This is a genomic window from Vreelandella sp. H-I2, from assembly GCF_052959335.1.
In genome coordinates this window covers 136,688-149,705 of the sequence record NZ_JBRAMC010000008.1, presented here as the reverse complement: position 1 = coordinate 149,705, position 13,018 = coordinate 136,688, and the positions used below count along the sequence as shown (strand labels likewise).

At 49.0% G+C, this 13,018-nt stretch carries 9 protein-coding genes; 3 read left to right on the top strand and 6 right to left on the bottom strand.

Features of this window, described 5'->3' with window-relative positions; genetic code table 11:
• Positions 1 to 215: 215 nt before the first annotated feature.
• From ACUVOF_RS18895 to ACUVOF_RS18880, 4 genes are all read right to left on the bottom strand, one after another.
• On the bottom strand, positions 216 to 359 hold the full coding sequence (locus ACUVOF_RS18895) for a hypothetical protein (protein ID WP_447045806.1): 144 nt from the start codon (positions 357 to 359) through the stop codon (positions 216 to 218).
• A gap of 96 nt (positions 360 to 455) precedes the next feature.
• Positions 456 to 2,396, bottom strand: coding sequence for an asparagine synthetase B family protein (locus tag ACUVOF_RS18890; protein WP_447045805.1), 1,941 nt, complete (start codon positions 2,394 to 2,396; stop codon positions 456 to 458).
• Positions 2,393 to 4,054: a cobaltochelatase CobT-related protein gene (locus ACUVOF_RS18885; RefSeq protein WP_447045804.1), complete on the bottom strand. Its 1,662-nt coding sequence runs from the start codon at positions 4,052 to 4,054 to the stop codon at positions 2,393 to 2,395. Before ACUVOF_RS18885 ends, ACUVOF_RS18890 begins: the two co-directional genes overlap by 4 nt.
• Positions 4,055 to 4,064: 10 nt before the next feature.
• Positions 4,065 to 5,000, bottom strand: coding sequence for an AAA family ATPase (locus ACUVOF_RS18880; RefSeq protein WP_447045803.1), 936 nt, complete (start codon positions 4,998 to 5,000; stop codon positions 4,065 to 4,067).
• Between the two features lie 423 nt (positions 5,001 to 5,423).
• Here ACUVOF_RS18880 and ACUVOF_RS18875 point away from each other — a divergent pair, with 423 nt between their 5' ends.
• From ACUVOF_RS18875 to ACUVOF_RS18865, 3 genes are read left to right on the top strand one after another with little or no spacing between them, the layout of a single operon-like run.
• Positions 5,424 to 6,620, top strand: a complete 1,197-nt coding sequence (locus tag ACUVOF_RS18875) for a nucleotidyltransferase domain-containing protein (RefSeq protein ID WP_447045802.1) — start codon at positions 5,424 to 5,426, stop codon at positions 6,618 to 6,620.
• A 21-nt stretch (positions 6,621 to 6,641) separates the two neighbouring features.
• Positions 6,642 to 8,462, top strand: a complete 1,821-nt coding sequence (locus ACUVOF_RS18870; RefSeq protein ID WP_447045801.1) for an ABC transporter ATP-binding protein — start codon at positions 6,642 to 6,644, stop codon at positions 8,460 to 8,462.
• Positions 8,463 to 9,776 (top strand): O-antigen ligase family protein, encoded by a 1,314-nt coding sequence (locus ACUVOF_RS18865; RefSeq protein ID WP_447045800.1) that lies wholly within the window; start codon positions 8,463 to 8,465, stop codon positions 9,774 to 9,776.
• Positions 9,777 to 9,823: 47 nt separating this feature from the next.
• Here the strand turns inward: ACUVOF_RS18865 and ACUVOF_RS18860 are convergent, their stop codons facing one another.
• Both ACUVOF_RS18860 and ACUVOF_RS18855 read right to left on the bottom strand, forming a co-directional pair.
• Positions 9,824 to 11,134 carry an esterase-like activity of phytase family protein gene (locus ACUVOF_RS18860; RefSeq protein WP_447045799.1) on the bottom strand — a complete coding sequence of 437 codons (1,311 nt, stop codon included), beginning with the start codon at positions 11,132 to 11,134 and terminating at the stop codon, positions 9,824 to 9,826.
• Between the two features lie 350 nt (positions 11,135 to 11,484).
• Positions 11,485 to 12,993: a YifB family Mg chelatase-like AAA ATPase gene (locus ACUVOF_RS18855; RefSeq protein WP_447045798.1), complete on the bottom strand. Its 1,509-nt coding sequence runs from the start codon at positions 12,991 to 12,993 to the stop codon at positions 11,485 to 11,487.
• Between the last annotated feature and the right edge of the window lie 25 nt (positions 12,994 to 13,018).

Genomic DNA, 13,018 nt, shown 5'->3' with positions numbered 1-13,018 from the left:
ACTACATTGAAAAAGAAAAAGCTGAGGGAGAGGAGGAGAAAGGACCGTAGATATGTGCGTGATGAGTTTTCTAGTCGAAATATCATTACTGTGATAATTCGATTAATAGTCATAAAAACGTAGCTTGTATATACAAAAAAATATAGAAAGCGTAACCGCATGCCACAAAGCGTGGCATGCGGTGTACTACTTCAATGTCAGCTTTCTAAATTATTTTAGGAGCCGATATCGTGTGCAGTACCGTCTTCGCCATTAACAACATCAGCGAAGTTTTGGCTACCGTTTTCGGTAATCTCTTTCATTGCACCCAACTCTTGAAGCGAAGGGGCATGATAAGTTTTGCGATCAGTATGTAGCATTTCGATCTCCTTTGATTAATTGTCACCTCGAATGCGGCGACCAACCCACTATAGTAAGTTAATTGTTACTGGTCTATATGAGATTATTGCACTTTGTTACTCGTTTTGCTCATCAGCATAGCGTATAAAGCGCCCTACTGATAACCCACGCAGCATACGCGTTCGATAACGAAGTTCAGCTTCCTTGCTATTTAAGTCTTCTTGATTGGGCCAATCATCTAATGCTTTTTCCAGGCTTTGCAAATCCAAGTATCCGCTGGCACTGCCGTGAGCTTTGAGTTTTTCTAGCTCCTCACGTATTTGCGGTACGGCGCGATCAATTTGCTCATGCCAATCGGCTGACTGTAATCCGCGGGTTTTGATATCAAGAATTTCCGGCGGAAGCACGTCCTTCATTGCACGCCTCAGCAACCATTTAAATTGGCCATTACCTAGATACTGAGATTCGGGTACGGCTAAGCAGAATTCAATGAGTCGAAGATCTGCAGTAGGATCGCGCATTTCAATGTCATAAGTGTTCGCTAGCGCGTTATAGTCCCCGTTTTCCATCTTGTTTAGCGCCTGGATTCGTTGCTGGCGCCCTTGCCATGTGGGTTGGAAACTGGGGTCGAAATCCGCTTGCTTAAGCCGTTTTTGCGTGCCCATCTGTTTAGACCAGACAGGATTGATAGCCGCATATTTTTTCAACCCTAGTGCTCTACCACGCGTTGTCTCCCGAAACCTCCATATAAAGTTTGGCAGCAGTGGTACAAGGCATGGCCTAACCATGGTGCGCCATCGAATACCCCGTCGATGCTGCTTAAGCTCTTTATAGACGTTATATAACGTCAGCCATTGCCCCTTACGTGTCAGCCATGCTAAGTACGGATAACCGTCATAAGAGATACTGAAGTTGCCCATCGTTCCGGTTAAAAGTACTTTGATTCCACGTTGGGCGGCGTCCTTGCGAATAGCAATCCACCAGGCTAAATTGCATGCATTAAGAGGTGCCCGATCAAGCATCTCAACCACTTCCTGCAACTGGTCAAGCGGGGTTTCGTCTCCCGTTCGGACCAAAATATGTTCAACGTTCTTAAAGCGCTGTGCTAACGCTTTGGCTCCTATAGATTCATCCGCATGTCGGCCGTCTTGAATGACTTCATTAAACCCTTCGCGCGGTACCGCCGTGTAGGCCGTTAATGGCTGTTTGTGTTTGGACAATAATTTAGCAGCGGTTGCGGTTACGGTGGAGCTGTCTAAACCTGAACTTAGTTCGGCACCGATGGGCCCGTTTGATCGAAGGCGGCGATTGACTGCCTGTTCAAGCTGGTAACGAAACGCGTCTACATATGCCTCGTCACTTTCAAGTTGAATTTCGTGTTCTGGGTCAAAGCGATGGTAATAATGAGCCTCCCTTTCGCCATTTTCAAAAGCAACCACCTGCCCAGCTTCAATGCGATAAACGTTTTTATAGAAGGTCTCAGAGCCTAGCATCGGTATTAGACATATATAATCGTGTAGCTGTTCTTCGCTGATTACTTTTGTGAGGCCAGGTATGGCAAAAAGCGCTTTAGGCATCGTAGCAAATGCGACTAGATCATCCCGCAGGTACCAGTAGAGTGGACGCATGCCGAGCGGGTCACGCGCTAACCATAAGCGCTGACGTTGAGGCTGCCAGCAAGCGATTGCGAAGTCTCCAAGTAGATGCTTGGGCGCTTCTGACTCCCAACGAAGACAAGCATGGTAAACCAGTTCACTATCCGACATTAAGGCAGCTTGCTCAGTGCCTATCTCCAGCTTTTCGCAAAGCTCATCACGATTGTCTATTCGCCCATCAAACACGAGCGCCAACTTTTCGGTCCCGCGCCATAAAGGTTGCTGATCGAGACTGTCTTCGGGAGTTGTGCGTAGTAACGTACGGGTAAGGCCCACGTTTTGTAGGTGCCAACTATGCTGTGCATCGCGACCATAAGGCGTTAATAACGTCTGCATACGCTGCAGGGTGTCGCGGTCTACGGTACTCCCATCGAGGTGAATAAGGCCTGCAATAGCACTCATAATGAACCCTCACTGGTTTGCGCTGGCACTAGTAGGTCGCCTAGCTGTTCGAATAAGTTCTCCGCGACCGCTTCTGGACTACGGACGGTTAAAGCATTGTTATAGAAGCGTGCAACATCCTGACCAGTGCCAATCGCTGCCAGGCTGATGGGGCTTTTTTCAATATCACTAATAATGCGGCGTAGGTGACGCTCTAGAAATTCGCGCCCGTTGGCCTGGGCAGTTGCTTTATCGTAGGGGGCGCCATCCGATATAACGATCATTATTTTGCGAGGCTGTGGCTGGCGGCTAAGTCGATTAGCCGCCCAGTGCAGTGCCTCTCCGTCAATATTTTCATGCCTAGGCATCGGGCGTAGCAATAAGCTTAAATGATGCTTGGTTCGTCGCCATGGCTGTTCAGGGGTTTTATAAATAATATGCTGTAGGGCATTAAGCCGGCCCGGATACTCGGGTTTTCCTCGCTGTAGCCAACTCCTAAACACGGGATTGTCGGCGGTATAGCGGGTGGTAAAACCCAGCACTTCGCAGCGAATTTTACAGATTTCCAAGGTGTGAACTGCAAGTTCAATTGCCATGGCAGCCATCTGCCGACGCCGTAGATCCATTGAGCCGGATTGATCTACCAAGAGCGTCACACAGGCCTCAGGCATGAGGGCTTCTTTCTCAAAACGAAAAACGCGCTGAGTGGGCTTATCATCTAGTAACCTTGCTAAACGACGATTATCCAGCCTGCCGTCCTCTTGATCGAATAGCCATTGCCGTTGGCTAGCCGCTAAAAGGCGTCTTTGTAAGCGGTGGGCAAGCTGCTTAACGCGCCGTTGGTCAAGCTGATGCAATTGCTTAAGCGCTTCAGTATCTGTGCGTTGCAACCAGTAGCTAGCGGGTTGAGTTTCATCCCAAGCACGTGAGAACACGGCATACTGCTGCTTTTGATCGTCACGTTCAGCAAGTTCTTCGGTTAGTCCAGGTTGGGGCAGAGTCTCGCGGGCAGATTCATCCTCTTCTACCTCGTCGTCTTCCAGTTCAAAACTGCTTTCTACACGTGGATGTGATGTCTGATTAGAGGGATAAAAATGGGTGAGTTGTTCAACCAACGGGGCAACGACCTGCGCGAATGCAACGCTATCTTCTAAATGAAGAGCGGCCTCTAGCAGCGACGCTTGAAGTTGGTTATCTGTTAAAGAATGCGAAGGCTGAGAAGCAGGCGACTGTTGGCCTAATAGCTGACCCAATGTACGTTTTAATAACCTCTTCGAGGACTGGTTTATTGGCGAAGAAGATAAAATTTTTTCGGGCTGCGGCAGACCCTGGAAGGCAAAACGGGCAGCTCGGTAAAGCGCTGCCATCTCCTTATTAGCTGGTGCCGTCGCGGTAGGCTGCGCTAAGTTATGCTCCATACCAGGTAATTCCTGACTAGCCAATGTTTCAACACGAGCGCGTTCAAGCAAGCTGTACCAGCGTTGTTCATCGCTAGTAAAACGAGCCTGCTGGCGCGGGTCATGCCAACGTCGCCAAGCAGCCAGTGCGTCGGCAACCCCGCGATCTTTTAATGCAGCCGGTTGCGCACTAGAAGATAAAGAACGGGTAATGCGCCCAGACGAGTAGGTGCGTGTCCAAGCTTCAATCAGCGCTTGCTCTTTACTAGGGATGGTTGGCATTACATATCCCTCATGACAACTCAACATCAAAACAGCGTTGATAAATTTCATACACCAGAGAGCGTTCTACTTCGTCACAGCGGTTAAAGAAGCTCAATCGCATGGCTTCATGAGGATCACCTAGCAGTAACGCATTTTCTCCCCAGGAAATGAGCGTACGCAGTGAGATAAGCGTGGTTAAGTCGCCTTGCGCGAATGCTTGGCGGAGAAGGCCCGCACAGGTGACCATGCGTTGTACTTGCTCAGCAGGTAAATCACTGAGCTTTCTTTGTAACAGCTGTGTTTCTGCTTCCGCTGTCATATAGCCAAGCTCGGTAGTGACGTGCCAACGGTCAAGCTGGGCTTGGTTCAGCGCCTGGGTGCCTACATACAAGCCTGAAGCATCTCCCTGACCAGCAGTGTTAGCAGTAGCAAAAAGGCGGAAACAAGGGTGGGGAGTAATGACTTGATTTTGGTCAAGCAAGGTGAGTTTACCTTGCGTTTCTAGCACACGCTGAATCACAAACATGACATCAGGGCGGCCAGCATCATATTCATCGAGAATGAGCGCGATGGGGCGCTGCATGGCCCACACCAGCATGCCAGGCACAAATTCCGTTACTTGCTTGCCATCACGAATGACCACCATATCTCGGCCAATGAGATCAGCACGTGTGATGTGACCGTCCAGGTTAATGCGTATGCACGGCCAGTTCAGTCGGGCAGCGACCTGCTCAATATGTGATGACTTACCGCTTCCATGAGGCCCATACAAATAGACACGACGGTTTTTGGCGAACCCCATCAAAATAGCGCGTGTTGCACTTTCGACAAAATGAAAGTGCTGATCTTTTTCTGGCACGTGTTCTTCAGGCTGTGAAAACGCCGGGATAGCCCACGGCATGGGTACCTGAAAGACATCTTCAGAGGCACATTGTGTATCGGGTTGAAGTGTATAAGTCGTCATAGTCTCGATTAGTCGTCCTTTATGGGGCCTTGTCGCCTGAAGCACTCGATTTCACCTGAGGGTATGCAATTCTGCTGGGAGCCGGGCATTGCATCGCTAAAATATAAATTCTGTTTACATAAGGTAACATTAAATGTAAAGATAATAGTTAAATTAGGTGAAATACAGCACTATACATGTAATCCATTTGAGGCATTATCTGTAGCCATAGTCGCTAATACCACGCTGATTGGCTTCCCCTAGGCCATTAGCAGAAGTAACAATCAGTAACGTAGGTGATGGTGAAAATAACGATGTTCGTAGCTGGCACCATGACTGGTAGGTAGATGACTGGCATGTTGATGATTTGCATGTAGCAAGGATGAGAGAACCGTTTACCGCTTTCTAAAGTTGGAATAATTAAAGAATATGAATGAGCGAACGATGTCTGAATTCCCTGACCGTCTCATGGCGGACCCAAGTTTTCAGCTACTATTGCTACTATCTCGCCTGGAGCTAACCCAGGAGCACATTCGGGCGGTTGATGAGCTCATTCCTCGCGTAGAAGATTGGGATTCTTTTACTCGGCAAGCATCCGATCGCTTTGTGCTACCCATTGTTCATAGCCACCTTAGCAGGCGATGGAGAGATCGAGTTCCTGAGCCTTATATCGACGTGATGAAACTCTACACGTTGCGTGCCTTGCAGCATAATTTGAATATTTCAGCTGAGTTCAAGCATATCGTTAGAGATGTATTATCGCCTCTCAAAATTCCACACCTTTGTTTCAAAGGGCCTTCTTTGGCTTATCAATATTACCCAGAGCCTGCTCAACGTCTCTGTCGTGATGTGGATATTTTGGTTACACAAAAAGATTTACCGAAACTACTACAATATGCGCTTAAAAACGGGTATCGGGCTCATGATCCAAAGGCGTTAACAGCCAGTGAAGAAAGCGTGGCGTTTGTGGCTAACCATCAAAAAGTAGTCACCTTGCTTTCGCCTCGTAACGTCGCTGTGGAATTCCATACAAAAATTGACAATACCGGAAGTGTGTTTGATGCATCGCATATGCTTGAAAAACGGCAGCCCATTACTATCAGCTCTGTTGACACCTGGGTTATGCCTATTAGCGAGCTTTTTGTCTATTTATGCTGGCACCATACCAAGCATTACTGGTCCCGACTGCATTGGTTAGTTGATATTACGGCTATGCAAAACCATCAAGATTTCAATCTTGATGAAGTCTTAGCGCGTGCAGAGCACTACTCACTTGGCAATACAGTTCGTTCATGCCTGGAAATGATTGATTTTTTCAGTTCTCCAGTGAAGCGCAATACGGAAGAGTTGACACCTAATACCCGCGAGCTGGTACGTACTTCTATACTCGCCATGCATGGCGATGTTGAGTTTGAACACTCGCTAAGCCGCAAAAAACCTACCCCTGATTTTTCGTTTGCTTGGCAAACCTCTACTGTTGATATATGGCAGTGGCGTTTGTTGGGATGGAGGCGGATATTTCGACCCACCTATGATACCTATGTAGCTTGGCCACTGACTCGCAACTGGCACTGGGTCTATTGTTGTATACGCCCTTTCCATGAAGCTTATATGCGTTTAGGTCATAAAAAAAACGGTTAATTAACAAGGTGGTTTTGCTGCATGTCTATTGTCAATAAGCTTTTTTCATCTTTTTCTTCATTGGTGCGAATACTTTCGATATCTTGGCAAAGTAGCCGAAAGTGGACGCTTTTAAGTACGCTCTTCATGGGGCTTGAGATTATTTCAGGGCTTGGCGTACTTTATCTTCTAAAACAAATGGTAGATGTAGTCACCAATGTGCTTGCCGAGCCTGAAGCGGCAGAGAATGTGGGATCAGTTCTGTATTACGTAGTGTTAACGGGCCTGGGTACGCTGGCCTATGTTATTTCACGATCGTTAGCCGGGTTTTCTCGAGAAACGCAGGGTATGATGGTCGCTGACTATGTTGATAATATTGTTCAGAAAACCGCCATTAGTGTTGACCTTGCTTTTTATGAAAGCCCGCTGTACCACGATACGCTGGAGCGAGCCAGGCAATCCGGTAGCCAGCGTCCCGCCCAGGTAGCGAGCAATTTAATGCTGTTGGGCAAAAATGCTTTAATGCTATCAGCAATTATAGTATTGCTGGTGACAATTAATTGGCGACTGCTGCCTATTATTTTAATTGCTATTATTCCTGCGCTCATTGCAAGAATTTACTTTACTCGACTACTTTATGACTGGCAGCGTAGAAGAACCCAAATGGAGCGTCGAGCAGGGTATCTAGACTGGCTGATGACTTCGGATATTCACGCGAAAGAGCTTCGGCTTAACCAATTAGGTGATTTTTTAAGGCGCAAATATAAACGTATTCGTAGCGATATCCGTGAAGAAAAGCTTGCCATCAGTCGCAAGCGAACCACCGTTGAATCTATTGTTGCAGCTATAGCGTCGGTAATATTTTTTACTTCACTGGGTTATTTGGCGTGGAATACCGCCCAAGGAGAAAATAGCGTAGGCGATTTAGTACTGTTTTTGCTGATATTCCAACGCGCCCAATCGATGGGACAAGAGCTTGTACAGCAACTCTCCAAACTATATGAAGATCATTTATACATGGGAATGCTGTTTGAGTTCATGGATATGCGTCATACCGTTCCTCGGTCGTCTCAGCCCGTGGATATTGTTCAACCTGAGCAGACCACATTAGCGCTTAAAAATGTCTGTTTTGCTTATCCTGGCACTCATAAAGACGTTATCAAAAATGTGAATATGGAGATAAAGCCTGGACAAATTGTAGCTTTAGTAGGCGCTAATGGATCAGGTAAAACCTCGCTTATTAAACTAATGACGCGTCTTTATGACCCCACGGAAGGAAGTGTTAGCATTAATGGGGTTAACGCGCAAGACTGTGACATCGATGAATATAGACAATTGTTTAGCGTCATCTTTCAAGATTACTCACATTATGCCGAGTCAGTGCACGAAAATATTCGCTTTGGCCATATAAACGGTACCGATGCTGAACATACCGTGCCCCATGCTGCTGAAAACGCAGGGGCGGCCGCGTTTATCGAGGAGATGGATGATAAGTACGATACGATGCTGACTCGACTGTTCGATAATGGTAAAGAGCTTAGCGTCGGCCAGTGGCAGAAAATAGCTCTCGCACGTGCCTTTATGCTGAAGTCGAACATCGTCATCTTAGACGAGCCCACCAGTGCCATGGATCCTGTGGCAGAATCCGAGCTATTCGAAAATTTTCGCGAACGCATTAATCACCGCTCCGCCTTGGTGATCAGTCATCGTCTATCGACGATTCGCTTAGCTGACTATATCTATGTAATGGATGATGGGGAAATCAAAGAGTCGGGTACCCATGAGTCGCTGTTTGAGAAGAAGGGCATCTATCACGATTTATTTAGTCGCCAAGCTAAATACTATCAGCACGACCTTTCTTAAATGGAAAATATACATTCAATACAACAAAGTTGGGCTGGTAGGGCGCTCTCGATAGTGAATGGCTTTCTTATCTTTGGCTTTTCTGCAACGCTTGTTTTAATTCCAGAGGCCCATTGGTGGTTTGGGTTGGCAGCCCTTATGTCTTCGCTATTAGGATGTGCCGTTCTTGTTAGCTGTAAGACCTCCCCACTTGTCTTCACGGGTGACGACTACAAACTAGTGGGAGCTCTAGTATTCTTTGGTGTTGTTTGGGGATGGAGTGTATTCGATAGTGGTAGCTTGCCCTTCGTGGCTTATGAAGGGTATCACCATCTCTATCTTTGGCCTTTTGTAGCGGCTTTTTTTCTACTAGTAGTGCGTGTTTTTACTCCCTCGCCTTACTGCTTGTGGTTGGGTGTATGTTGTGGAGCGTTCGGAGCAGGGGTGATTGCAATATATGAAAGAGCTGTTATTGGCCTTGAAAGAGCCGATAATGGTATTAATGCGATTCCTTTTGGTAACTTATCGCTTCTTATGGCTGTGCTCTCTTTAGTGGCAGGTATTTATTATTTTCATCAGCGTCGGCAGTTTTATTATTGGCTATTAACGTTAGCCATTAGTGCCGCATTCCTAGGGTTTGTAGCGTCTTTATTATCAGGAACACGTGGTGGCTGGATCTCTATTCCATTTCTAGCTGCGCTGCTATTGCCAGCAACAAAGAATTTAATAACATCTAAGGTACGTAATATAGCGCTGCTCTTAATTATGATAATTGCTGTCGCTATCATTGCCTATCCGCCAACGGGTGTATGGTCACGCTTGATGGCAATATTTAATAATATTTATCAATACTTTATTAATAATGATGCGGATACTTCATTAGGCATGCGCTTTGAGCTTTGGCGAGCCGGATGGTACATGTTCAAAGATAGTCCGGTGATGGGGGTCGGCGAGGGAGGCGTCCAGGTTTGGCTTAAATCGTTGGCATCCGAGGGCTTGCTTCATGAAGATGTGGCTATTTACCCACAGTTACATAGCGATATTATCGATACACTGGCCCGCCGGGGATTGTTAGGCCTTATCAGTCTATTGTTATTGTACACTGTATTTGCTTACGCATTTGCCAAAAAAGTATTGCAGGCGAACGATAACGTGCGCTTTCGTCTTTTAGCAATTAGCGGTCTGATGGTTATTATCGCCTTTTTCGATTTTGGCCTCTCACAAGCAATGTTCAGGGACTTAAGAGCGTTTAGCGGTTTCCTGGGATTTAGTGTTGCTATATGGGCCTGTTTGGGGCATCAGACTCAACCCGGTGCACCGAATAAATCCCGCTAGGGGATTTATTCGGTGGGTTTAACCCTCTATATGCATGCTTATGCTCGCTACTCAGCGTTCAGGAAGTCCTCTACATTGAGCAGTATTAGCTCATTATCATCAGCGCGCTCTTGCTGGCGGCCAATCGAGAACGGGTAGTTATTGTCGTTGGCGACCACGATGGTGCGCTCATCGACACGATCGACGTTCTCAATGGTCACAAAGGGAAAGTTAAAGGTGCCGTTGATCGTGCCGCGCGGTGCAAGGCCCTCTGGATCCTGGATATCCATCAAGTCGATATAGGCGATTTTCTCAAGCACACCCTGCTCGTCCGTACGCTCGAGGTCGATGAGATAGATGCGTTTGAACTCGGCGGGATTCTCTGCCCACGCTTCTCGCGGATCGCCCTGGCGACTATCACGCTCGATGATTAAGCCGCGAGTTCCGCCAATCAGATTGAAGTCACCAATCGCATGATCCGCTGACGCCAAGGGGTAGTAGCGGGTTGTATTGCCCCATTCGCCGGTTTCGGTCTCGAGCTCGAACATTCTTAATACAAGAGTGCCATCAATGGCTTCGGGGGCATTGGCGTTGCTGTCCCAGATCGGTTTTTCCAACAACGGATAGAGGGTTGTTTGGTCTTCGGAGAGCGCCATGCCCTCATAACCGCCAGAGCGAAACACCACCACATCATCAGCGAGAGATGCGCCGGGGTTTGGGGTAAGGGCAAAGGCATTGTCGGGGGAGCGCATCAGCGTCCCGCCAGGATTGGTGGCCAGCACTTGCAGCACTTCGCCCGCACTATCTACCTGGATAATCCAAGGCCCGAACTCATCGCCAATCCAGTAGCTATCGCCCACCGGCTGTATCGATTCAATATCGAAATCAGCGCCGGTTAAAAAACGACCAGGAGTGGCTTCATTCATAATCGGAAAGGGCACCTTGCGGTTTGGATCCGATAGTTGAATGGTCTCCTCGATGATGACACGCCCGGTGTCCCAGTCGGTCTTAATGATGTTAAACATCAGAATGACGTCAGAGGAATTCGCCTTGGAACCAAAGCCGTTATCGGTCAACACCAGGAAACGATCATCGCCAAGCGAGCGAATACCTGAAAATCCCTGCAACGGCTGGCTGGGAAAGGGGAGCGCTAAGCCGGTGGCTTGCATATTGGTGTAGAGCTTCTCAACACGGCCCTCTGGGCCAGTAAAACGGCCTGAGACGTTGTAGTGCTCAGCGGCGCCGGAAGGAGCCGCCACAAAGGTACTACCGGGTAGCTGGGCATGGCCGGTTAAGGTGGCTGGGAAGACCTGCTGGGCGTGTGCCGTCCCGATAAATGCAAAGGCGATCAGAGTAGTGGCTAGTATCGGCTTTATCATTACTATTTCACCATTTATGAGAGAAGAGAAATCAGAGTCGTTACAGCTTTCTCTAATTTTCACCAGTAATAGTGATAGTTGAATGACAAGGAGCAGACGTTTTAATGGCAGCCATTTTTCAGGACAAACTTGGACGCCGAGTAGTAAAAAACGCCTTGCTCAACAGGCGTAAATGTTAAATGGAGAGGCTTTTCAAATACGTTATACAGAGAGGAAATGGCAATGGCATCATTGGTCGCAAAAGTTCTCATATTAGCGGACAGTGCCCGTGAAGGCTCGCTTAACAAGCAACTCGCTAAGTTTGCTGCCCTATGCCAACGGCTTGTCGATGTAATGGCCAATAACCATCGCTACCCTCCCTTCAGCATACGGTCCAACTGCCGATAGCCAATGGCCTCAATAAGGTGTGGTTGGGTGGGCTTAGGAGCGCCTTGTAAGTCGGCGAGTGTCAATGCTACCCGCAAAACGCGGTGGTAAGCGCGAGCGGAAAGCTTGAGCTTTTCAAGCACGCCCGCAAGCCAGGCACGTTCTTCATCATTAAGATCACAGGCGGCTTCCAGGGCTTTTCCGCTTAACTGGCTGTTCAGGGCGCCGCGCACCATTTGCCGCTCCCGGGCTACCATTACCCGCTCTCGCACGGCTGCTGATGATTCGCCTTGGGTTTGTGCCGTCAACTGCTCAGGCGGTAGCGCGGGCACTTCTACCTGGAGGTCGATGCGATCTAGCAGTGGCCCGGAAAGCCGCGCTTGATAACGCTGGATTTGGCTGGCGGTACACTGACAGCGCTGGCGGGGATCACCTAAGTGGCCACAGGGGCAGGGATTCATCGCGGCGACTAGCTGAAACCGAGCTGGGTAACGGCGTTCATGGCTAGCGCGAGCTAAATGGATACTCCCTGTTTCCAGTGGTTGTCTTAACACTTCTAATACATTGCGGGAAAACTCGGGCAGTTCATCCAAAAACAGCACGCCGTGGTGAGCAAGTGAAATTTCGCCTGGTTTGGGTTTTGAGCCACCGCCGACCAGAGCCGCGGCGCTGGCACTATGATGGGGTTGGCGAAATGGCCGTTTGCCCCAGTCGGCTTCAAGCGGCAAGCCGCATACGGAGCGTACAGCGGCAACTTCCAGCGCATCCTCCTCGGAAAGCGGCGGCAGAATACCCGGCAGGCGGCTAGCCAGCATGGTTTTACCCGTCCCCGGTGGGCCTGCAAATAATAGGTTGTGGCCCCCCGCTGCGGCTACTTCCAATGCACGCCGCGCCTGTTGCTGACCACGTACATCGGCGAGATCATCTACCGGGGCGGTCGTTTTAACCGAGGCGCTCAATTTGTGCGGTGGGATTTTCTCTTGCCCCAGCAGATGGGCGACGACTTGCCAGAGGGTGTCGGCAGGCAGCACCGGTAAATCTCCCGCCAGTGCCGCTTCATCGGCGCAGGTGCGGGGAATAATGAGTGCGTTTTTCGCTCTCCGTGTGGCGAGGGCGAAGGGCAGTATGCCGGGCACTGCACGCAGCTTGCCGTCCAAGGCCAGTTCACCAGCACACTCCATGCCTTCTAATGCTTCCACCGGGATTTGCCCGGAGGCCGCGAGAATGCCTAATGCAATAGGTAGATCAAACCGGCCACCCTCTTTGGGAAGATCGGCGGGCGCGAGGTTAAGGGTAATACGGCGAGTATTAGGAAAATCAAAGCCAGCATTGACGAGCGCACTGCGTACCCGCTCGCGGCTCTCTTTGACGGCGGTTTCCGGTAGGCCCACCAGCGTTAGGCCCGGTAAGCCATTGGCCAGATGCACCTCAACATGCACTGCGGGTGCGTCTAAGCCTACGCCCGCGCGCGTGGCAACAATGGCTAACGTCATTGCATTCCCTCGCTGACTTTGGTGT